The sequence below is a fragment of the Methylovulum psychrotolerans genome (assembly GCF_002209385.1).
Lineage (GTDB): Bacteria > Pseudomonadota > Gammaproteobacteria > Methylococcales > Methylomonadaceae > Methylovulum > Methylovulum psychrotolerans.
The window spans coordinates 772,382-791,982 of record NZ_CP022129.1; the positions used below are offsets into that span (position 1 = coordinate 772,382).

The window sequence follows — 19,601 nt, forward strand, 5'->3', positions numbered from 1 at the left end:
GCGTTATAGCCCGTCTGCCACGTTGCCAATTATTTATTAAAACCTGATTGGATAGTGTCTTGTAAGAGTTTAAGCAATTTTAACGCACTGGCATCGGCGGTGGGCTTTTGGTCTTTATCCAAAATAACCGCATCAGTTTGTCCGTTATGGTCGTTCAGCTTGACGATAAACTCTTGCTCGTTACCGTTCAGGCCATGAAAGATAAAAAAGGCTTCTTGCCAAAATGAGCGGTCTTCCAAGGCTTTTTCATCAGGGTCGTAATGCAGGGTAAATTGCTTTTCGGCTTTATTGCGGTTGGTCACTTCAACCGATTTACGGCTTAACGCCTTATCTACTGCCCGCCAAGCATTTTCAAAGGGCGCCGACAAGCGTAAGGTGTCGATACCGTCTGCTGTTTTCAGTAACGTGACCGGAATCTGTTCGTGCTGGCTAGATTTATTGTCTGTGCTGGTGCTGACCGTAATAGGCTCTTCTGAAGCGGCTGGCAGTGGCTCAAGAGCATTAGGGGCAGGGGCGACAAGTTCCGGCGCTGCGTTAGCGGAGTTACTGCCGGGGGTGACGGCATTGGCACTGGTTTCGGCCGTGCCGGGAGTCATCGGCACGGCTGGTGCAGGGCGTTTTAGGCCATCGTTTTTTGCCAAGTCGGCAGGCAATACTAAAGGCGGAATTTCCACCGTGTACTGGTAGTCTTTCTCTTTATCGGGAAACAGGCTTTTGATATAGCCGCATCCGGTCAAACCGGTTAAGGCCAAAGCACTGAGCAGCGGCAACACAAGGGTTAATTTCATAATCAAATGACTTCGGCAAGGTGCATGGCGGCACGGACGGCATCAAAACAATCTTCCGTCAACCACGTTAAGGGCAGGCGGATGCCTTTGCCAATCAAGCCCATTTCGGCAACCGCCCATTTTACAGGGATGGGGTTTGATTGGATGAAGAGCTGCTTATGTAAGGCGGCGAGTTTGCTGTCTAATGCCAAGGCGGCATCTTTATTCCCCGCGAGGGCGGCCATCAGCATATCATGAACGAGTTTCGGGGCGACGTTACCCGTGACCGTAATGGAACCGTTACCGCCTAATAGGCAAAATTCGCGGCTGCTGGCATCATCGCCCGTATAGATGGCAAAGTCTGGGCCGGTCAAGTCACGGATTTGCTGAATGCGACTTAGGTCTCCGGTCGCTTCTTTCACGCCGACAATGTTGTTTAGTTGGGCGATCCGCCCCACCGTTTCCGGCAGCATGTCGCAACCGGTACGGCCAGGCACATTGTATAAGATTTGCGGAATATCCACCGCATCGTTAATGGCCTTGTGATGTAAGTATAAACCGGCTTGGGTAGGCTTATTATAGTAGGGCGTAACGATCAGACAGGCATCTGCCCCCGCTTCTTTGGCGCGGCGGGTCAGGTTAATGGCTTCGCTGGTGGCATTTGCCCCTGTACCTGCAATGACCGGGATTTTACCGTCCGCATACTCAACCACGGCTTTGATGACAGCGCAATGTTCGTGTTCGTCCAGCGTTGCCGATTCGCCTGTGGTGCCGACGGCGACCAGTGCGTCAGTGCCTTGCGCAATATGAAAATGCACTAATGCTTGGAGTTTCTGAAAATCCACAGCCCCACTGTCGTCCATGGGGGTGACTAATGCTACGATACTACCTTGAATCATGAAATCTCTCGAACAGATATGGATACAGTTATAAATCTGTCCATTATAACAAGCAAACCCTTAAAACTCAGCTTGATAGATAAGGTTACTAGGGCGAGTGCCTATAAATAAAACAAATAATCAATAATTTACAGAATATAAGCGCTGCAATTGTCCGGTAAAGGGCTTTAGCCTTTGCCGATGACTGGGTAGTGTCTGCCAATAGGGCCTTTGCTTTCAATCGCCCAACCATTGTTGGCGATAATCTTGATAAGTATAATGTTTTAGTGCTTGGCACTCCCCGTTGGCATGGTGCATGTAGACGCTTGGCAAATTATAGCCATTAAAGCGGTTGGCTTTGACTAAGCTATAGGCTCCTGCATTGTTAAAGATGATTTTATCGCCCAATTGCAAGGGTTTGCCGAACCGATACTCGCCAAACAAATCTCCGGCCAAACAGGTCGAACCCGCTATGATTGCCGAATGTTCGCCATGCTGATCCGTGCCGCTAATTTCCGGCTGCCTTTGATATTCAAACACTTCAGGATGGTGATTGACGGAGGTGTCAAGGATGGCGATGGTCTTGCCGTCGCTGCTAAACAAGTCGATCACCGTGGCGACCAGTTGCACGGCATCTTCCAAAACCGATTTGCCCGGTTCAATATACACCGTTAACCCATAAGTGTCTTGCAGGGCTTGGACTTGCGTGACAAAGGCCGTCTGGTCGCGGATTTGGCAATACATATAACCGCCACCGAGGTTCAACCAATGCAATTTACGCAAATTACCCGGCCAATGCTGCGTCAGCTTGGCGACCGTTTTCAGCAGCGGCGTGTAATCTGTGCCAGAAAAATTGGTATGGATATGCAAGCCTTCAATAGCCTCCAACGCTGGGCTTTGCGATAACGATTCCAAGTCAACACCCAATTTTGAATGGGGTCGGCAAGGATTGTAACGCGCATCCTCGACAAACGGCAGTTTTGGGTTAATGCGCAAGCCTACCGAGGTGCGCTCTTGCATCAGCGGGGCAAACCGTTGTTGTTGCGATAGCGAATTCAAACTGACATGGCTGCATAGCCCGGCCAATTCAAGCGCTTCATCAGGGCGGATGCCGGGCGTGGTCAAATGCAGGCTGCCCGTACCCGCCAAGACTTCAGCCGCCAATTTGGCCTCAAATAAGGAACTGACCGAAAATCCGTCAATATAGGGTTTTGCCAACGCCAAAATCGGCACAAATGGCAGGGATTTGATAGAATATAGCGCTTTACAGCCACTTTGCTGGCGCAAGGTGTCCAGAGCTTTTAAGTTAGCCAGAAGCCGCCCTTCATCCACTACTAAAGCGGGGGTTGCAAGGTCGGCATAAATGCGGGCGGAAATTTCCATCGCCTGAATGATCCTATAAAAAAGTGGGGACTGAAAAGCTATTTTAACGGATATTCGCCTTAATAGGATATTGCCCTGCCCAAACGTATTCGCGGTGTTATTTCTGGTGCTTGATGGCTTAAATCATGACAGAATATGCGCCATTTACCCGTCCCCTCCACTTGAGAAGTTATGAAAATTGCTATTTTATCGCGTAACCCTAAACTGTATTCAACGTCCCGGCTCGTTGCGGCTGCGGAAGCACGCGGACATCAAGTCAGGGTTTTGGATGTTTTACGCTGCTATATGAACATCACTTCGCATAATCCGTCCATCCACTACCGTGGTGAAGATTTGACCGACTTTGATGCGGTCATACCGCGTATTGGCGCGTCTGTGACCTTTTACGGTACGGCGGTGTTAAGGCAATTTGAAATGATGAATGTTTTGCCGCTGAACGAATCGGTCGCCATTTCCCGGTCGCGCGACAAATTACGTTCCACCCAATTGCTGGCAAGAAAAGGCATAGGCCTGCCCGTAACCGGCTTTGCCAATAACCCTGACGACATCACCGATTTGATTGACCAAGTAGGCGGTACGCCGCTGGTCATTAAGCTATTGGAAGGCACCCAAGGCATTGGTGTGGTGCTGGCGGAAACCCATAATGCCGCCGAAAGCGTTATCCAAGCGTTTATGGGCTTGAAAGCCAATATTATGGTGCAGGAATTTATTAAGGAAGCGGGCGGCAGTGACCTGCGCTGTTTTGTGGTCGGCGATAAGGTCGTTGCCGCGATGAAGCGCCAAGGCGCGGACGGTGAATTCCGTTCTAACTTGCACCGGGGTGGTTCGGCCGTCTTAGTGCGCCTGACTCCTGAAGAGCGTTCGACGGCCATCCGCGCCGCCAAAATCATGGGGCTTAACGTGTGCGGCGTGGATATGCTGCGCTCTAACCACGGCCCGGTGATTATGGAGGTCAATTCCTCGCCTGGGCTGAAAGGTATTGAAGCCGCCAGCGGCAAAGACATTGCCGACTTGATTATCCAGTTTATGGAAAAACGCTTTGAATCGCTGGAAACCTCCAAAGACAAATCCATCCAAGCCCGGACACGCACACGCGGCAAGGGCTAGATAGCATCCGTTGAAGTCGGCGGCTATTTTTAGGCATTTCTTTAAAGTTTAAAGAGCAAAGGTGTTTGACTTTATGAAACGTTAACCTATTATTGTTGTGTTGGCCGATAATGCCCGCAATCAAGGATAGGAGACAATAATAATATGAACATCATTGATTTAAGAACCAGCCTTAGAGAATCTTCTAATACCCGGTGTGGGGGCGACCGCCGCCAAAATCCGCATCCGTTCGGTTCGCCCGAATGGCTGGAGTATATCCGCACCCAAGGTCTGGAGCAGCCGATTCACGACCGCCGCAAAATGCTCAGGCGTGCCAATGACCGCCGCAGTCAGGTGGACGGAGAACAGAAAGAACAGGCTTATAAACGGATTTTACTGACAACTGCCGAGAAGAAATTATTGGCGGATATGTACTTGGCGGATATCGACAGCACCGAGTCGTAGAGAAGGCCGGGCAATAACCCGCGCATAGGTGATGGGTTAACGTCCATCGCCTATGGTTGCTTTAACCAAGTGATTCTGTACGCCAATATGTTGCCGGGTAGCCATATCGCTGTGCCATGCAAGATAATGAGGGTCTGCCCGACAATAGGCCTGTCTTGGCTAAAATGCCTGCGGCTATTTTTTTACAAAATAGTAAAGCTCGCCGAATTTGCCTTTCAGCGTCATGGTATCCGCTGTGCGCTCCACTAAGGTAAAGGTATCAAATCCTGAGCGGCCTACAAACGGCACTTTTAATTTGCCGTTGTCGATTTCATAATTCAGCGGTGTTTGGTCATAATGTCCGCCTTCGCGGGCAATATTTTTGATAGTGACTTTTCCGCCCTGAAATACCCACGAATCTTCCCGTGATACCGTTTCTTTCGCGGTGAGGGAGTTTTTCGTATATTGCAGTTTCCACGTTCCGTGCATATCATCTTTCGATTCTAAGGCAATGTCCGCAAACGCAATGCTTGCCCATACACTTAAAACCCCTATCGCCGCCGTCAAAGCTATTTTTTTCATAACCGTTTTCCTTTTTAAAATTAATTGATTACGCGAAAGGATTCTACGCGCACTAGGGGCATAACCCTATTTTTAATTGGCGTTGCCGAGAAAATAAATTGGCGTAACCTCAGGGGCTGATAGGCAGTATGGAATAAACGGTTCAGTAAGGCTAACCAGCATCTTGTATAAATATATTTTTTCATGTTGTTTCAATTGGTTGAAAAAAAATGATTTCTTAAGCTGTCGGGCTTACCGTACGGCCAGCAAAGCCGCCTTCAGCTAATGTCAGAAGACTTGTGGAATGGTGCGCGGCGGAGCCGGACTTGCCGCTTGCCTACAGCCATCCAGCATTAAAGACCGGGGGTGAAAGAAACAGTTGCGAAAATAGTGGCGGCCATTGCCACCCATGTAATTAGTTAGAGCCGAGCAGATCTACGCCTAGCGCTAAGCGGTAAAGGTGCGACAACGTTTCTACGGCTGTTTCGTTTTTCTCTGTATCTTTCTTGTTCTCTTTTTGTTCTCTTTTTTCTTGCTTTTGCCGTTGTCTCTGGTAAGCTAACCCCGTATTCAACACGTTAAGGAAGGACGCATGATGGAGATTTTAACTAGGCGGCAGCGGGAGATTTTTAACTTCTTACGCGCCAATCAAGCGCGTTTTCCTTATCCCCCCAGTCTGGACGAGCTTTGTGAAGCGTTAGACATGGCTTCGCGCGGGTCTTTGCATAAGCATATTTCGGCGCTGGTTAATGCGGGGCTGGTCGAGCCGTTTAACGGCAATAAGCAGACAGGGGTGCGCCTGACGGCCCAAGCGCGGGTAGAGGCTAGGGAAGGGCAGGGGTTGCCTTTTGTCGGGGCTATCGCTGCCGGTAAACCGATTGAGGCGTTGGAGACGGTCGGCTATATGGTGGTGCCTGAGGCCTTAAAAACCAATAAGCCGTGTTATGTGTTGCAAGTTAAAGGCGAGTCGATGGTTGAGGCGGGGATTTTTGATGGCGATTGGGTGGTGATTGAGCAACGCGCTTATGCCCAGAACGGCGAGATTGTCGTCGCCCTAATTGATAACGCCGAAGCCACGTTGAAATACATTCAGCAATCCGCCGGACAAGTGTTGTTGCTGCCCGCCAATGCGGCCATGAGCGCGTTGGCTTACCGCCCTGAACAGGTGCAAATCCAAGGTGTGTTGGTCGGGCAAATGCGCAGTTACCGATCCCATGCCAACCCAGTCATTTAATGTGAGGAGCAAGGCCATGCCAAGAAAAATCCACATGCACGATCAGGTGTACAATAAAATCGACGGCATTATGAACCACTATAAAAAACGCCCGATGCAGGGGTTTATGCGCCGCTTGATTAAGTTAATCCGGCGGCCATTAATGGCCGCCTGATCTGGAGCCGGACGCTTAGCTTTATGATGACTATCGCTAAAGGCTCAGACGCTTTACAATATCCCTATTTGCATGAGTTTTTAGGACAGGATATGGCAGTCAATAAAACATCCGCCAATAGCGACAAACAAACCCAGTTAGTGATGGCCGCCCGCCGTGAACAGGAATTGCGCGAGCAATCGTATCGCGGGCAGGCTTTAAAGATGTATCCGTGGGTGTGCGGGCGTTGTGCGCGTGAGTTTACCCACAAAAACCTTGCGGAGCTGACCGTGCATCACCGCAACCATAACCATGACGATAATCCGGCGGATGGCAGCAATTGGGAATTGTTATGCCTGTATTGCCATGATAATGAGCATTCGCGTTATGAGGAGACCCGCTTCTCCGGTATCCAGACCCGCAAAGCCAGTGCGCCTGTGGCCACCCATAATCCGTTTGCGGATTTGAAGAGCTTGTTGGGCAGTAAGAAATAAGGCTTTGTTTATCTACGCCTAACCGTTGTAAGCATAGATAACTTTTCGGGCATCGGGAATGACAATGATGATGCCAATGCGCCCATAGGCAAAATAGCTTTTTGGTTTGGCAATTGCCTTATTAAGCTCGCTCTCAATCAGCGGGTCTATGGGAATGCCAAAGCCATATACGTTTAGGTAGTTGGCAATTTTGGGGCTAGCTGCCGCTGTTATGGCTTCGCGTTTTTGCTTATTGTCTAGCCACTGGGGATCTGACAGAATTGGGGTTTCTTGCCATTTTCCGTAATGCCAATAAAAGCCGGATGCTGATCCTTTGGGCGATAATTTTTCCAGATAAGCAAGACCGCCTTGCAGTATAGCTTGTGCGGCAATATCGGGTAATTTATAGGCGATAAAGCCCGTTTCATTGCCGCCAGGCCCCCATCCCCAAGATTCTTCGTTGGCGTAAAGGATATCGTCAATGGGTAGGTCTTTGGGGAGGTGCTTTAGCCTATGCTGTGTTATAAAGTGTTGGTAATAGATGCCGCATCCGGCAATTAATAGGGTGCAGAGGATGAGCGCGGCTTTTGGAAACCGGAACGCCCAGCGGACAGCAATAATCAGCAAATACCCTGCAAGGGCAAGAATAAGTAATGCCGCTAGAATGAAAAGCGCCTGAATCATGATTTTCCTCTTCGCGTGGCGTTATTAGGCCTATTTTATCCCCTCCCTAAGCTATCAATCCCCTTATTTGCCAAAGCATCCGCGCGTTCGTTGCCGGGGTCGCCGGAATGGCCTTTGACCCATTGCCATTCGATGGTGTGCAGGTTACTGGCGGCATCAAGCCTGCGCCAGAGGTCGTCGTTTTTCACGGGCTGTTTGGCGGCGGTGCGCCAATTGCGTTTTTTCCAATCGGGCAACCATTCGGTAATGCCTTTCAGTACATAGCTGGAATCGCTGTGCAATTTGACTTTGCAGGGTTTTTTCAGCGCTTCTAAGGCTTGTATCGCCGCCATCAGTTCCATGCGGTTGTTGGTGGTGGTGGCTTCGCCGCCAAACAGTTCTTTGCTGTAGCTTTTATAGGTCAGCATCGCACCCCAGCCGCCAGGGCCCGGGTTGCCGCGGCAAGCGCCGTCGGTATAGATAATTACGCAGTCAGTCATGGTTAATTTGGGGGGCAGAGGTAGAAGCTAAAGAGGTGGTCATTAAACGGGGTTGGTCGGTTTGCGTCACTGGGGATAAGGGGATCAGGTTGTAGCGGCGCTTAATGGCCTTAATGGCGTAGGCGGTTGCGGTAAACGAGCCGGCCGTGCGCACCGCTTTGCCGTGTTTGGTCTTGATTTCATCCAGATAAAAGCTTGACGAGACGGTAACTTCAAAATTGAGCAGTTTTAGCCAGTCCATCATTCGGGCATGGCTGATAAAGTGCCCGCGCCAAGAATCGGTCAGTTTGAGTTCCCATAAAAACTGGTACCGAATCCAGATGCTCCAAGGGTTAAAGTTCATCATCAGGATGACCCCTTCAGGCTTTAAGACCCGCTCTATTTCGCGCATGGTTTGGAAGCGCGACGTGTCAAATTCTAACAGATGTGGAACAATGACCATATCGACGCTGGCACATTTTAACGGCAAACGGAAGGCTTTGGCTTGAATTTTTCTGGCCAGCGGTGAGCCTAGATTTTTTGCGTCAAGAATGGTATAGAATTTGTATAAAGTACAGTCAATAAAGTCATTTTCCCAGCCCAATCCACCAATCTGCAAAACGGTTTGCTGGCAACTTACCGTAATGGCGCGTTGCAGATACTCGGTTTCGAGTTCTTTTAGCAATTTGCCCCTAGGCGTTTGGTACCAAGAAAATAAGAAGTTACGTTTCATTGCGGTGCTTACAGGTTGTGAGCCTGCCCCAATTTAAGGCAAGGCGGGTGGTTGCCGCTGTGGCATGGACACTGTTTATTTACGCCAAGCTTGCCGCTTAATGCGGAAAGAAAACGGCTGGCGGCGGGCAATTAATCGCAGGCGGGTCAGGCATTAGGCGTGGATTAACTTTTTCTTTCAGATAATGTAATATTCCTTTGAATAATTTCAAGAAAAACACGCTATACTATAACCCTTATATTATATAACTACACTCTTAGGCTATAAGACGATGCATGTTAATTTTAAGAGGCCAGTTAATTTCCTATTGATTTTGTTGTCTTTTTTGGCAGCAGGCTGTACGGAAAACGCCACCGACCAGATCAGTGCCACCGACCAAGTGTCCGGCAACACCGATCCTAATGCGCCAGAGAATGTCTCTGGACAGGCCGGTTCTCGCCTTAAATTCAACAAACACAAGCCCCAAAGCGAAACCGCCCAATACGATAGCGTATGGGACCGTTTATTAGCGCTCTATTCCCTGCCGGAAATGGATAATGAGCGTATCGACCGTGCGGTTGATTGGTACTTGCAACATCCGGCTTCCCTCGCAATTATCCAGCAACGCGCAGAGCCTTACCTGCACCATATTTTGGACGAGGTGGAAGCTAAGCACATTCCTGGTGAATTGGCCTTATTGCCCGTGGTGGAAAGCGCGTTCGTGGTGAACGCCTATTCTACCGCCGATGCCTCAGGGCTTTGGCAATTCATCCCTTCTACAGGTCAAGAATACGGTTTGGAGCAAAATGATTGGTACGATGGCCGCCGCGATGTTTATGCCTCCACTAAAGCCGCGACCACTTATCTGAAAGAGTTAAGCGAGTTGTTCGACGGCGATTGGCTGTTGGCTTTGGCTTCGTATAATTGCGGCAAAAACCGCGTCCGCAAGTCGATAGATAAAAATGAAGGCCGCAGTCTGCCGACGGATTACTGGTCTTTAAGCCTGCCCCAAGAAACCCAAGATTATGTGCCGCGCTTATTGGCGATCGCCAAAATATTCGCTAATGCCGAGCGATACAATCTGCATTTGCATCATATCCCTAATAAGCCGTATTTTGAAGCGGTCGATATTAAAGCGCCGTTGGATTTGCGCAAAGCCGCACAATTGGCCAATACCCCTTTTGACCAATTCTTAAAGCTTAATCCGGGCTTTAACCGATCGTGTACCGCCCCGCAAGGTCCGCACCGCCTGTTAGTGCCGGTGGCGCAAGCGCAAAACTTTAAAAGAAACCTCGCCCAATTGCCGTTTAACGAACGCGTCGATTACAGCCAATTTTATGAAGAGGCTGCACCAGCCCCGGCTCCGGCCAGAATCCGCTCTGAAGAACGGCTTGCCGCCGCCCCTATCATGAAAAGAAGCGAGCCGAAAGAAGAGCGTCATGAAGAGATTCAGACCAGCACTATTTCAGGGCGTTATACCGTCAAGCCGGGCGAAACCTTATCGGCGATTGCCGAGCGTAGCCATACCAGCATAGCGGCGTTACGCCAAGCCAACCATTTGCCCGACGGTAATGTGCGTTGGGGTATGCGCTTGCAGATTCCGTCCGCCAGCGACGACCTTAACGACGCGCGGGCTGAGCGCCAGCCGATAGCGGTAAAAGCGGCAAAAATCCAGACTGGCGGCAGCGGCCAGATGTATGCGGTGAAAAAAGGCGATACCTTTTGGAACATCTCGCAACGCTTTGCGGTAGATCCTAAAGATTTGGCCGAGTGGAATAAAATAACCCTAAAAACCGCCCTATTGCCGGGCCGTAAACTGGTGATTAAAGGGGGCACCGCCAACCAGCAGGTCGCCTCAGCCGCACCGATACGCTTGGTGCATTATAAAGTCGGCAATGGCGATACCCTGACGCAAATCGCCAAACGCTTTAACATCTCCGTAAGCGAATTGCGCAAAACTAACGCCGACGCATTAAGCAGAGGCCTGCGTCCTGGGCAGCAATTAAAAGTGATTGTTGACGGGCAGCCCTCTACTTAAAACGTTCTGACACCGACACCGATAAAAAGGGCGGCTTGACCGCCCTTTTTTGTGCCTGTCAATAGCCCTTATAGCGGGTCAACACATCACTGGCAGTCAAGGCTTTATTCCATATCCTTACTTCGTCAATGCTGCCGATAAACTGGTATGGGCATCCATTTGCCCCGTTGTCAAAACTGCCGATATAGATATCTTTTTGGCTGAAACTGCCGTAGCCGATGGCTGATTTTGTTGGTGTTCCGGTACCGACTTGTACGCCGTCTACATATAACCTGACGGCGTTCAGGTCATAAGTGCCGACCAAATGATGCCATTTGCCATCCATTAAGCTATAGCCCGGATCGGGCGATTCGGTATAAGACGAGCCGTCACTGTTGGCGACATAAAAATAAGGCACGCCATTGCTGTGCGTCGCATTTTCGTGCAGATATAAGCCGTATGCGGCATAACTACAGGCATGGTTGCTTTTGGCAAGCACATACAGCGGTACGGTTGCGTCAGTCGTCCCTGCTTTTATCCACGCTTCCACAGAGATTTTTTGCGGCTCTAAAATAGCCGCATGAGGTATTTTTACATACTGTCCACCCGTGAAATTTAACGCCGCATCGTCAAAACGGCGGCTAATCCAGAGTGGGTCGGCGACATCTGCCGCCGTGCTGCCGCCCAGTTGCCCATGTTTGCCGTAAACCGATGAATCAAGGATTTTTTGGCCTGCACCCTCGTCGATATGCCAGTTGGCGACCATGTTATTCAATGGGGCGGCTTGGGCGTTATAAGTGCCGATGGCGGCAACGAGGGATAATAGGCATTTTGTCGTGGTTTTCATGGCTTTCCAGTCCTTTTTTATGATGATAATCGCTGTGTCGGAGGTAATGTAGCAAAGAATCTCGGCTAAGGCAGGTAAATATTTACCTTAAACGTAGGGCATTTGTCTGTTTGCGGCAGACTTACATGCCCTTGCCCCCTACATGTTGTAAAATGACCGCTGTTTTGTTAAGAAAAAGAGGTTATTGTGGCGTGGTTATTAGTGTTTTTGGCGGGTGTGATAGAGATTGTTTTTGCGGTCAGCCTTAAGTATAACGAAGGCTTCACCCAGCTTTGGCCAAGCTTGCTGACTGCCGCTTCTGGTGCGCTGAGCTTTTATCTGCTGACGTTGGCGATTAAAACCTTACCTATCGGTACGGCTTATGCCGTGTGGACGGGCATCGGTGCAGTCGGCATAGCCATTCTGGGGATTGTCCTTTTTAAAGAATCGGCGGACTGGCCGCGTTTGCTCTCGCTGTTACTGGTGATTATCGGCATTATTGGCTTAAAAATAACGGATACGGTGTAATGTTACAGCTCATTTTTCAAACGCCGCCGGATGCGGCGGTACTGGCGCGGATCGGCGCAGGGGATGATGTGGTTTTTTTGGATGGCGCGGTGCTGGGATTGTTAAAAAATAGCCGTTGGGTGCAGGAGATAAGCCGCTTAACAGGGGCCTGCCAGGTGTTTGCCTTAGCGGATGATTTACAGATACGCGGCCTTGCCCAAGCTGACTTGGTCGCAGGGTTGGCTTTGGTCGATTATGCCGGGCTGGTGGCGTTGACCATTAAAAATACAGTGACACAATCATGGTCTTAATGGTTGAAGGTATCGCCTTACCGACTACCGAGCAAGGTTTTTTGGTGAATGCGGCGGATTGGAACCCTACGGTCGCCGAGGCATTAGCCGCTGCTAACCAGATTCAGTTGACGGAGGCGCATTGGGAGCTGATTGAATTTATGCGGGGGTATTATCGGCAGTATAAGCATCTGCCCAATGCACGGGTATTCGCCAAAGCCATAGCGAAGACGCTAGGGGAAGAGAAGGGCAATAGCCGTTATTTGCAGCGCTTATTCCCCGATGGGCCGTTGAAGTATACTTGCAAGCTGGCGGGGTTGCCCAAGCCGCCAACTTGTTTGTGAGGGGTAGATAATGGCATTTGGGTTTTTAAGCTGCTGTAAATGCTGGCCGACGGTTAACAGTGACGGATGCGCCAGCCATTAATAATTGCCGGACAGAAAGGCATCTGCATCGGGCACGGCCATCTGCTTAGACGCATACTGGATGCCTTGGTCGCCATCATAGGGGCTACGGTGCTGGTTGTCGCCCGACCATAAGTAAGCAGGTATCGACAAAGGGAATGCCTTACAGCGCTGTCCGCCCAGATAATGGGCGCAAAAACGGCAATTGTCTTGGTATCTATGGATCATAAGTCAGCCTCGTGTAATTTTTGGTACAGCGTGACTATTTCAGCATAAAAATGCTTGCCTACAAACGTTTCTGAAACAAATCCAGTCGGGTGCTAAGATTGATTTTCTAAGCCGCCTGTGCGGCGGTTAACTTTATTATTGGCGAAAGGCTTGATGCCAAAAATTTCTAAGCCGCCTGTGCGGCGGTTAACGTATGGCAAACCAAAATCAACAATGCCCCGCATTTTCTAAGCCGCCTGTGCGGCGGTTAACTTTTTCGTGGGCCGCAGGTTTTGGCTTCAGTTTTTCTAAGCCGCCTGTGCGGCGGTTAACGGATGTTGTTATTTTTGAATTGTCTGAGGTTATTTCTAAGCCGCCTGTGCGGCGGTTAACGATGCCATTGGCTTGGCCGGACAGTACAAATGTTTCTAAGCCGCCTGTGCGGCGGTTAACTTTCATCGACCACGCGGCAAAGTCTTGGCGGTTTTCTAAGCCGCCTGTGCGGCGGTTAACGAGTGGGCGGATCAGTGGAGCCAAGAAGTTGATTTCTAAGCCGCCTGTGCGGCGGTTAACTGGAGTTAGATGCTTCAGAGGCTAGAGTATATAGGCTTTACGAGGATTTTGGCAAGAAAAACCAATGTTTTTTGATGCTACTATAAGTTATTGATTATTATTAAGTAAATTTGGGCTTTAAATTTATTCCTAAATTTTGGGGGTGCAGGCTTAGGGGGTAAAAATAGGGGCTGGTCTGTTATGGTTATGGGTAAGCTACAGGGGGTAAGCGGAATGTTAATGCGTTGGCTTTAGGTTATCGTCCAAAGGCTAAAGACCTTTGCGCTCCGTTTGATGCCGCTCATATTGATCGCGAGGGGAGCTTTTCTGTACCGGAAACGCGGTAAGGTGATGGGCGTTATTGCCCATCTTTAAACCGATGGATCAAGCGGCGTTCTTTTTTATTGGGCTTGTGGTCTATGCCGTTGATGGCTAAAAATTCCCGTTGTTCGCGCTGTTGGATGATTTGCAGTTGGCGTTGGGCGTGGCTTTCCGGGGATTCTTCGTAGAGCAGCGCCGCGTCTTTGGCGGCGCGGCGTTGGCCGCTGAGGGCGGTGACGGTGATCTCCCAGCGGTAGCGGTCTTTGCTGATGCTCAGTTGTGCACCGACTTTAATGTCTTTACCTGGCTTAGCGCGTTGTTTGTTGACGTGGACTTTGCCGCCGTTGATGGCTTCGGCGGCATCGGCACGGGTCTTAAAAAAACGCGCCGCCCACAGCCATTTATCTAGGCGGAGGGACTCCAGTTCAGGCGACACTGGCTTTTCTTAGGCCTTTGGGCAGGGAGAAGACGACTTTTTCTTCAATGCCTTGGATTTCAATAGTCGATTGGCCGCCCCATTGTTTCAGTTGGTTAATCACTTCTTGTACTAAGACTTCGGGGGCGGAGGCGCCGGCGGTTACGCCGACGACATCAATGTTGGTAAACCACTCTTGCTGCATGTCCTTGGCGGTATCGATCAGGTAGGCGGGTTTGCCGAGCTGTTCGGCGATTTCGCGCAGGCGGTTGGAGTTGGAACTGTTCGGCGAGCCGACCACTAAGATGGTGCCGGCGGTTTTTGCCAGCTCATACACCGCGTCTTGACGGTTTTGGGTGGCGTAGCAAATATCGTCTTTTTTCTGGTCTTGGATGGAGCTAAACCGGGCGCGGAGGGCATCGACCATGATTTGGGTATCGGTCATGGACAGGGTGGTCTGGGTGACGTAGGCCAGGTTGTCGGGGTTGTTGACGTGCAGTTTGGCGACGTCTTCGGGGGTTTCGACCAGATAAATGCCGCCGTTTTCGGTGCATTTTTCGTATTGGCCCATGGTGCCTTCCACTTCGGGGTGGCCGGCGTGGCCGATCAGGATCACTTCGCGGTCGGATTTGGCGTGTTTGGCGACTTGCAGATGCACTTTGGTGACCAGGGGGCAGGTGGCATCAAAAATGGTCAGGTTACGCTCTTTGGCTTCTTGCTGTACTTGTTTGGAAACGCCGTGGGCACTGAAGATAAGGTAAGAGCCGACGGGTACGTCGGTCAGATCTTCGATAAAAATCGCGCCTTTTTCTTTCAGGCCGTCAACGACGGTACGGTTATGCACGACTTCATGACGGACATAGATGGGGGCGCCGAACGCTTCTATGGCTTGGTCGACGATTTCGATGGCGCGGTCTACACCGGCACAGAATCCACGGGGGTTTGCGAGTACGATTTGCATAATCTTGACTTCTTTAGTGGGTTGAATGGGAATATTTTAACTCAATAGGGGAGGCGATACTATTGGCGATGTGCGCAAAAGTGAATTGCGGCGGCGGGTAAGTTTTTTACCCGCTGTGCGGTTAGTTAAGTAATTGCCAAACGGGTTGGATTTGCGGCGGCAGGGCCATAAGGCGACCGAGTTCCACCCATTGGTCGGGCCCGTGAAAGTCGGAACCCATCGAGCCGCTCAGGCCAAAGTTTTTGGCGTATTGGCAGACCCGGCTGATTTCGTCGGGGTTGGTGCGTCCGGTAACGACCTCTATGCCTTGTCCGCCCGCGTCTTTAAACGCGGTCAGTAAGAGGCGCATTTGGTTGGCGCTGAGTTTGTAACGCAGGGGGTGCGCCAGCACCGCCACGCCGCCGGATTGAGTAATCCAGCCGACCGCTTCCACCAATTCTGCCCACGCGGTCGAGACGTAGGCGGGTTTGCCTTTGGCCAGATAGCGGTCAAAGGCTTCCTGTTGGCTGTTAACATGGTGTCCGGCGACCAGAAAGTCGGCAAAATGGCTACGCGTGATCATACCGTCACCCGCTGCCGCCATGACTGCGGCTAAGGCGCCGGGGATGCGTTTTTTTTCCAGTTTGTCGGCAATCCGTTCCGCCCTGTCCATGCGGGTGTTTTGTAACCGTTGCGTGGCATCGGCTAGGGGCGGGTAGGCAGAGTTAATGCCTAGGCCGACAATATGGAAGCATTGGTGCCGCCATTGTGCGGACAGCTCTATGCCGGGGATCAGGGTTATGCCGGCGGTGGCGGCGCAACGTTCCGCCTCGGCCAGTCCGGCAGTGGTGTCGTGGTCGGTCAGAGCCAGATCGGTTACGCCACGTTCGTAGGCACGCTGCACCACGGCGGTGGGCGACAAAGCCCCGTCTGAGGCGGTGGAATGGCAGTGCAGGTCGTAAATTTGCGGTTTGCTTGGGTCAGGTTCGGGCATGGTTATTGGTACTCGCCGTATAGCTTGGCATAAAGGCCATTTTGTTGGATTAAGGTTTCGTGCCGCCCTTGCTCGCAAATGCTGCCTTGCTCGAACACATAAACGTGGTCGGCTTGTTTGACGGCACTGAGCCGATGGGCGATGATGAGCGTGGTGCGGCCTGTTAAAAATGTCGCCAGAGCCTGGTGCAGATTATGCTCCGTTTCGCTGTCCAAGGCCGAGGTCGCTTCATCAAGGATGACGACTTTGGGGTCGGCGACCACCATGCGGGCAATGGCCATGCGCTGGCGCTGGCCACCGGACAGGCGCATACCGTGGCGGCCAACGACGGTATCCAAACCTTTGTCCAAGTCTTTTATCACTTCGCCCAATTGGGCTATTTCTAAGGCGTGCCATAGCACGTCATCAGGAGCCGGTTTACCGAGGGTCAGGTTGGCGCGGATGGTGTCGTTAAATAATACAGGATGTTGCAAAACGGTGACGACATTTTCTCTGACGATATCCAAACCGATCTGTTCAATGGGTATATCATTAAAATAAATGCGCTGCGGGGCGCAGGGATACAGGCCAATCAGGATTTGGATCAGGGTCGATTTGCCGCCGCCGCTGGCTCCGACTAAGGCGACTTTTTCGCCCGCTTTGATGTGCAGGTTTATGCCGTTGAGGATACTGTCTTCGCCGTAGCTGAAATGCAGGTTATCGACGCGCACCGCGACGGTTTTTTGGCCTTGGAAAGGGTTATGCAGATGCGGGTATTGCGGCTCTTGTTGCAGGGCATTCAGGCGATTGATGCGGAGCAGGGCGGCTTTGGCGGCAAAGTAGCCGTATTGGATGTTTAAAACTTCTTGTACCGGCGCCATCATGAACCATAAATAGCCGAACACCGCGAGCATTTGTCCCATGGTCAAGTCGGAATAGAACACCATGAGCATGGCACCGGCGCGGAATACATCGAAGCCGAACAAAAATATCAGAAAACTGAGGCGGTTGGCGGCATCGCTTTTCCACGCGTAAGCGATGGCGTTGTCTTTGACTGAACGGGCGGCGGTAATCAGTTCTTGGCAATAGTATTGTTCGCGGTTGCTGGCGCGGATCTGGTGGATGGCCTCCAAGGTTTCTGTCAGGGCTTGTTGGAAAATTTCGTATGCAGAGTTTTCTTTAGCTTTTAGGTGTTTGACGTTTGCCCCGACTACGCGGGTGAAATAAATCACCACCGGGTTCAGCAATAAGATAAACAAGCCCAGTTGCCAGTGCATCCAGAGCAAAATCACCGCTGTGCCGATGATGGTCAGTACCGCAATCAACAGTTTGCTGATGGTGTTGCCGATAAAATTATCCAGCGTGTCCAAGTCGGTGACCAGATGCGTGACTACCGTACCTGTGCCTAGGCTTTCATATTCCGCCATTGAAATCGTCCGCAAGCGGTCAAGCAAGCCTTTGCGCAGCCGGAACACGATGTCTTTCGATACCATCGAAAATTGCCGCAACTGGATGATGTTGAACAGGATGGAGAATAAGCGTAGCAGAACGCTGATAAACAGCACCACGCCGATATACAAAATCGGTTGCCGCCATTCCGGCAGGGCGACCAAGTCAATGGTGGCCATGACAATGCCCGGTTTATGCAGCAAGACTTCATCGACCAGCAAGGGCATCAGCAACGGTACGGGAACGCTGGCGACGGTGGCTAAGACCGCGATCAGGTGCGAGTAAACCAGGGCTTTTTTATGCTCAAGGGCGATTTGTTTAATGGGCTTCCAAAGGTCAACGGGCTTGTCCGGTTTAGTTTGCACAGGGTGAGGAGGGCGATGAAAAAACGGTTATTGTAGCATCTTGTCGGCAAAAGGCTGGACAGTCAATTACAGAATGCTATCTGTGGAGGCAGACGCGTCATGTTTTGTGCTTATTGCCAAAATGGGGGGAACTCAACTCCCTGTACGCACTCCTATCCAAAAGGCAAGCGTTTGGTTCACCAATAAGCACATGCACATTGGGCAGACAACTTTTACAATAAGCCATTTTATAATTTTTATATTTCAACTATTATTGTATAATTGAAATATGGATAAACAACTTGCCACCACACTTTTTGAATCACTAGCATCCGGCATTCGGCTGGATATTTTTCGGCTGCTGGTAAAACAGGCGCCCACCGGGCTGGTGGCGGGTGAAATTGCCACGTTATTGGCGTTACCGCCCACGAATCTGTCCTTTCATCTCAAGGCGATGACGTATGCCGGTTTACTTAACGTCACCCAAGAGGGACGCTACCAACGTTATCGGGCGAACCTTGCCGTTATGCAGGCATTGATCGGCTATTTGACTGCCGAGTGTTGTGCGGGTAGCCCGGAACACTGTTTTGATGCCGATAAGGCATCCCCTTGCTGTGATAGCGATTAATTTTTTATTTTTCATTAATACATCTTATTGATTATGAATGTTTTATTTTTATGTACTGGCAATTCTTGCCGTTCTCTGATGGGTGAAGCCATTTTCAATCATCTTGCCCCGGAAGGGTGGCGGGCCATCAGTGCGGGCAGCAAGCCGTTGGGTCGGTTAAACAGCGGCGCGGTGGCTTTGCTTGAGCAGGAAGGCATTTCTACCGAGGGCTATTACAGCAAATCTTGGAATGAACTGCCGTTGACACCGGATATTGTGCTGAGCGTGTGCGGCAATGCGGCTAACGAAACCTGTCCGGTGTATTTGGGCGGCGCTTTACGCAGTCATTGGGGGGTTGAAGACCCCGCCCATGCCGAAGGTACTGAAGAGGAAATCAAAGCGGCGTTTATGACGGCTTACCGTATTTTGCGGCATCGCATTGAACAATTTCTGGCTTTACCGCTGGATGAATTAAAGGACGACCGCGAACGCTTAAAAGCGGAACTGGATCGTCTTGGCAATCTGTTACCCTAACGTTTAAGGAATTTAATCATGGCAAGCATTCAAATTTTTGACCCCGCCTTGTGTTGCAGTACGGGTGTGTGCGGTGTGGAAGTCGATCAACAGTTAGTAGATTTTTCTGCCGATGTGGATTGGGCAAAGCAAAATGGCGCAAACCTTGAGCGCTTCAACCTGGCTCAGCAACCGATGGCTTTTGCTGACAATGCTGTCGTAAAGGCCTTTCTGGAGCGTTCCGGCGCTGATGCATTGCCGTTGATTTTGGTGGATGGCGAAGTGGCCTTAGCGGGCCGCTATCCTAATCGCGCCGAATTGGCGCGTTGGGTGGCCATTACTGAAGCAACCGAAAAACCGGTATCCGCTTGTTGTAGTGGCAGTAGCTGTTGCTGAGCCGACACTTTATTACACCCGCAAGGT

The 19,601-nt window shown here is 50.7% G+C and carries 25 protein-coding genes and 1 CRISPR repeat array; of the genes, 12 read left to right on the plus strand and 13 right to left on the minus strand.

Features of this window, described 5'->3' with window-relative positions; translation table 11 throughout:
• Positions 1–29 precede the first annotated feature (29 nt).
• From bamC to CEK71_RS03265, 3 genes are all read right to left on the minus strand, one after another.
• Positions 30–788 carry an outer membrane protein assembly factor BamC gene (gene bamC, locus CEK71_RS03255; RefSeq protein ID WP_088618041.1) on the minus strand — a complete coding sequence of 253 codons (759 nt, stop codon included), beginning with the start codon at positions 786–788 and terminating at the stop codon, positions 30–32.
• Positions 789–790: 2 nt separating this feature from the next.
• Positions 791–1,666, minus strand: coding sequence for a 4-hydroxy-tetrahydrodipicolinate synthase (dapA, locus tag CEK71_RS03260; protein ID WP_088618042.1), 876 nt, complete (start codon positions 1,664–1,666; stop codon positions 791–793).
• A gap of 216 nt (positions 1,667–1,882) precedes the next feature.
• Positions 1,883–3,028 (minus strand): type III PLP-dependent enzyme domain-containing protein, encoded by a 1,146-nt coding sequence (locus tag CEK71_RS03265; protein ID WP_088618043.1) that lies wholly within the window; start codon positions 3,026–3,028, stop codon positions 1,883–1,885.
• A gap of 171 nt (positions 3,029–3,199) precedes the next feature.
• Here CEK71_RS03265 and rimK point away from each other — a divergent pair, with 171 nt between their 5' ends.
• Positions 3,200–4,135, plus strand: a complete 936-nt coding sequence (gene rimK, locus CEK71_RS03270) for a 30S ribosomal protein S6--L-glutamate ligase (protein WP_088618044.1) — start codon at positions 3,200–3,202, stop codon at positions 4,133–4,135.
• Positions 4,136–4,279: 144 nt separating this feature from the next.
• Positions 4,280–4,579, plus strand: a complete 300-nt coding sequence (locus CEK71_RS03275) for a hypothetical protein (protein ID WP_088618045.1) — start codon at positions 4,280–4,282, stop codon at positions 4,577–4,579.
• Between the two features lie 174 nt (positions 4,580–4,753).
• Here CEK71_RS03275 and CEK71_RS03280 read toward each other — a convergent pair whose 3' ends face one another.
• Positions 4,754–5,140, minus strand: coding sequence for a lipocalin family protein (locus CEK71_RS03280; protein WP_088618046.1), 387 nt, complete (start codon positions 5,138–5,140; stop codon positions 4,754–4,756).
• A 574-nt stretch (positions 5,141–5,714) separates the two neighbouring features.
• Here CEK71_RS03280 and lexA point away from each other — a divergent pair.
• From lexA to CEK71_RS03290, 3 genes are all read left to right on the plus strand, one after another.
• Positions 5,715–6,353 (plus strand): transcriptional repressor LexA, encoded by a 639-nt coding sequence (gene lexA / locus CEK71_RS03285; RefSeq protein ID WP_088621489.1) that lies wholly within the window; start codon positions 5,715–5,717, stop codon positions 6,351–6,353.
• A 16-nt stretch (positions 6,354–6,369) separates the two neighbouring features.
• Entirely contained in the window at positions 6,370–6,507 is a 138-nt protein-coding gene (locus CEK71_RS23085) for a hypothetical protein (protein WP_198328445.1), read from the plus strand.
• 92 nt (positions 6,508–6,599) lie between these two features.
• A complete protein-coding gene (locus tag CEK71_RS03290; RefSeq protein WP_088621490.1) occupies positions 6,600–6,980 on the plus strand; it encodes a YajD family HNH nuclease in 381 nt (126 codons plus the stop codon).
• A gap of 18 nt (positions 6,981–6,998) precedes the next feature.
• Here CEK71_RS03290 and CEK71_RS03295 read toward each other — a convergent pair whose 3' ends face one another.
• From CEK71_RS03295 to CEK71_RS03305, 3 genes are read right to left on the minus strand one after another with little or no spacing between them, the layout of a single operon-like run.
• Positions 6,999–7,643, minus strand: coding sequence for a hypothetical protein (locus CEK71_RS03295; RefSeq protein WP_088618047.1), 645 nt, complete (start codon positions 7,641–7,643; stop codon positions 6,999–7,001).
• 35 nt (positions 7,644–7,678) lie between these two features.
• Positions 7,679–8,122 carry a ribonuclease HI gene (gene rnhA / locus CEK71_RS03300; RefSeq protein ID WP_088618048.1) on the minus strand — a complete coding sequence of 148 codons (444 nt, stop codon included), beginning with the start codon at positions 8,120–8,122 and terminating at the stop codon, positions 7,679–7,681.
• On the minus strand, positions 8,115–8,834 hold the full coding sequence (locus tag CEK71_RS03305) for a class I SAM-dependent methyltransferase (protein WP_088618049.1): 720 nt from the start codon (positions 8,832–8,834) through the stop codon (positions 8,115–8,117). The genes rnhA and CEK71_RS03305 overlap by 8 nt, the downstream gene beginning before the upstream one ends.
• 271 nt (positions 8,835–9,105) lie before the next feature.
• Here CEK71_RS03305 and CEK71_RS03310 point away from each other — a divergent pair, with 271 nt between their 5' ends.
• A complete protein-coding gene (locus tag CEK71_RS03310) occupies positions 9,106–10,851 on the plus strand; it encodes a lytic transglycosylase (protein WP_088618050.1) in 1,746 nt (581 codons plus the stop codon).
• A 58-nt stretch (positions 10,852–10,909) separates the two neighbouring features.
• On the opposite strand, the gene CEK71_RS03315 is transcribed toward CEK71_RS03310, so the two are convergent.
• Positions 10,910–11,677 carry a LamG domain-containing protein gene (locus CEK71_RS03315; protein WP_088618051.1) on the minus strand — a complete coding sequence of 256 codons (768 nt, stop codon included), beginning with the start codon at positions 11,675–11,677 and terminating at the stop codon, positions 10,910–10,912.
• A 186-nt stretch (positions 11,678–11,863) separates the two neighbouring features.
• Between CEK71_RS03315 and sugE the strand changes: the two genes are divergently transcribed.
• The 3 genes from sugE to CEK71_RS03330 are packed head-to-tail and all read left to right on the plus strand — an operon-like array spanning position 11,864 to position 12,797.
• Entirely contained in the window at positions 11,864–12,184 is a 321-nt protein-coding gene (sugE, locus tag CEK71_RS03320) for a quaternary ammonium compound efflux SMR transporter SugE (protein ID WP_088618052.1), read from the plus strand.
• On the plus strand, positions 12,184–12,474 hold the full coding sequence (gene tusB, locus CEK71_RS03325) for a sulfurtransferase complex subunit TusB (protein WP_088618053.1): 291 nt from the start codon (positions 12,184–12,186) through the stop codon (positions 12,472–12,474). Before sugE ends, tusB begins: the two co-directional genes overlap by 1 nt.
• On the plus strand, positions 12,465–12,797 hold the full coding sequence (locus tag CEK71_RS03330; RefSeq protein WP_088618054.1) for a TusE/DsrC/DsvC family sulfur relay protein: 333 nt from the start codon (positions 12,465–12,467) through the stop codon (positions 12,795–12,797). The genes tusB and CEK71_RS03330 overlap by 10 nt, the downstream gene beginning before the upstream one ends.
• A gap of 78 nt (positions 12,798–12,875) precedes the next feature.
• On the opposite strand, the gene CEK71_RS03335 is transcribed toward CEK71_RS03330, so the two are convergent.
• From CEK71_RS03335 to CEK71_RS03355, 5 genes are all read right to left on the minus strand, one after another.
• Entirely contained in the window at positions 12,876–13,085 is a 210-nt protein-coding gene (locus CEK71_RS03335) for a hypothetical protein (protein WP_088618055.1), read from the minus strand.
• 103 nt (positions 13,086–13,188) lie between these two features.
• Positions 13,189–13,637: direct repeats of the CRISPR family, unit length 28 nt; unit sequence TTTCTAAGCCGCCTGTGCGGCGGTTAAC.
• A gap of 337 nt (positions 13,638–13,974) precedes the next feature.
• Positions 13,975–14,373, minus strand: coding sequence for an RNA-binding S4 domain-containing protein (locus CEK71_RS03340; protein WP_088618056.1), 399 nt, complete (start codon positions 14,371–14,373; stop codon positions 13,975–13,977).
• Positions 14,363–15,313, minus strand: coding sequence for a 4-hydroxy-3-methylbut-2-enyl diphosphate reductase (gene ispH, locus CEK71_RS03345; RefSeq protein WP_088618057.1), 951 nt, complete (start codon positions 15,311–15,313; stop codon positions 14,363–14,365). Before ispH ends, CEK71_RS03340 begins: the two co-directional genes overlap by 11 nt.
• 121 nt (positions 15,314–15,434) lie before the next feature.
• Entirely contained in the window at positions 15,435–16,286 is an 852-nt protein-coding gene (locus CEK71_RS03350; RefSeq protein WP_088618058.1) for a PHP domain-containing protein, read from the minus strand.
• 2 nt (positions 16,287–16,288) lie between these two features.
• Positions 16,289–18,079, minus strand: coding sequence for an ABC transporter ATP-binding protein (locus tag CEK71_RS03355; protein ID WP_088618059.1), 1,791 nt, complete (start codon positions 18,077–18,079; stop codon positions 16,289–16,291).
• Positions 18,080–18,347: 268 nt separating this feature from the next.
• Between CEK71_RS03355 and CEK71_RS03360 the strand changes: the two genes are divergently transcribed.
• Genes CEK71_RS03360 through arsD form a run of 3 tightly spaced genes read left to right on the plus strand, consistent with a single transcriptional unit; the run spans position 18,348 to position 19,574 of the window.
• A complete protein-coding gene (locus CEK71_RS03360; RefSeq protein ID WP_088618060.1) occupies positions 18,348–18,686 on the plus strand; it encodes an ArsR/SmtB family transcription factor in 339 nt (112 codons plus the stop codon).
• A gap of 33 nt (positions 18,687–18,719) precedes the next feature.
• Entirely contained in the window at positions 18,720–19,199 is a 480-nt protein-coding gene (locus tag CEK71_RS03365) for an arsenate reductase/protein-tyrosine-phosphatase family protein (RefSeq protein WP_088618061.1), read from the plus strand.
• Between the two features lie 18 nt (positions 19,200–19,217).
• Positions 19,218–19,574, plus strand: coding sequence for an arsenite efflux transporter metallochaperone ArsD (arsD, locus tag CEK71_RS03370; RefSeq protein ID WP_088618062.1), 357 nt, complete (start codon positions 19,218–19,220; stop codon positions 19,572–19,574).
• Positions 19,575–19,601 lie beyond the last annotated feature (27 nt).

Bases quoted from the DNA above. Each gene is read 5' to 3' on its own strand.
- CEK71_RS03290 (WP_088621490.1), top strand. From the start codon at position 6,600: ATGGCAGTCAATAAAACATCCGCCAATAGCGACAAACAAACCCAGTTA.
- CEK71_RS03335 (WP_088618055.1), bottom strand. From the start codon at position 13,085: ATGATCCATAGATACCAAGACAATTGCCGTTTTTGCGCCCATTATCTG.
- lexA (WP_088621489.1), top strand. From the start codon at position 5,715: ATGGAGATTTTAACTAGGCGGCAGCGGGAGATTTTTAACTTCTTACGC.
- bamC (WP_088618041.1), bottom strand. From the start codon at position 788: ATGAAATTAACCCTTGTGTTGCCGCTGCTCAGTGCTTTGGCCTTAACC.
- arsD (WP_088618062.1), top strand. From the start codon at position 19,218: ATGGCAAGCATTCAAATTTTTGACCCCGCCTTGTGTTGCAGTACGGGT.
- CEK71_RS03310 (WP_088618050.1), top strand. From the start codon at position 9,106: ATGCATGTTAATTTTAAGAGGCCAGTTAATTTCCTATTGATTTTGTTG.
- CEK71_RS03365 (WP_088618061.1), top strand. From the start codon at position 18,720: ATGAATGTTTTATTTTTATGTACTGGCAATTCTTGCCGTTCTCTGATG.
- rimK (WP_088618044.1), top strand. From the start codon at position 3,200: ATGAAAATTGCTATTTTATCGCGTAACCCTAAACTGTATTCAACGTCC.
- rnhA (WP_088618048.1), bottom strand. From the start codon at position 8,122: ATGACTGACTGCGTAATTATCTATACCGACGGCGCTTGCCGCGGCAAC.
- CEK71_RS03305 (WP_088618049.1), bottom strand. From the start codon at position 8,834: ATGAAACGTAACTTCTTATTTTCTTGGTACCAAACGCCTAGGGGCAAA.
- CEK71_RS23085 (WP_198328445.1), top strand. From the start codon at position 6,370: ATGCCAAGAAAAATCCACATGCACGATCAGGTGTACAATAAAATCGAC.
- CEK71_RS03350 (WP_088618058.1), bottom strand. From the start codon at position 16,286: ATGCCCGAACCTGACCCAAGCAAACCGCAAATTTACGACCTGCACTGC.
- CEK71_RS03295 (WP_088618047.1), bottom strand. From the start codon at position 7,643: ATGATTCAGGCGCTTTTCATTCTAGCGGCATTACTTATTCTTGCCCTT.
- dapA (WP_088618042.1), bottom strand. From the start codon at position 1,666: ATGATTCAAGGTAGTATCGTAGCATTAGTCACCCCCATGGACGACAGT.
- CEK71_RS03265 (WP_088618043.1), bottom strand. From the start codon at position 3,028: ATGGAAATTTCCGCCCGCATTTATGCCGACCTTGCAACCCCCGCTTTA.
- CEK71_RS03315 (WP_088618051.1), bottom strand. From the start codon at position 11,677: ATGAAAACCACGACAAAATGCCTATTATCCCTCGTTGCCGCCATCGGC.
- CEK71_RS03330 (WP_088618054.1), top strand. From the start codon at position 12,465: ATGGTCTTAATGGTTGAAGGTATCGCCTTACCGACTACCGAGCAAGGT.
- ispH (WP_088618057.1), bottom strand. From the start codon at position 15,313: ATGCAAATCGTACTCGCAAACCCCCGTGGATTCTGTGCCGGTGTAGAC.
- tusB (WP_088618053.1), top strand. From the start codon at position 12,184: ATGTTACAGCTCATTTTTCAAACGCCGCCGGATGCGGCGGTACTGGCG.
- CEK71_RS03280 (WP_088618046.1), bottom strand. From the start codon at position 5,140: ATGAAAAAAATAGCTTTGACGGCGGCGATAGGGGTTTTAAGTGTATGG.
- CEK71_RS03360 (WP_088618060.1), top strand. From the start codon at position 18,348: ATGGATAAACAACTTGCCACCACACTTTTTGAATCACTAGCATCCGGC.
- CEK71_RS03275 (WP_088618045.1), top strand. From the start codon at position 4,280: ATGAACATCATTGATTTAAGAACCAGCCTTAGAGAATCTTCTAATACC.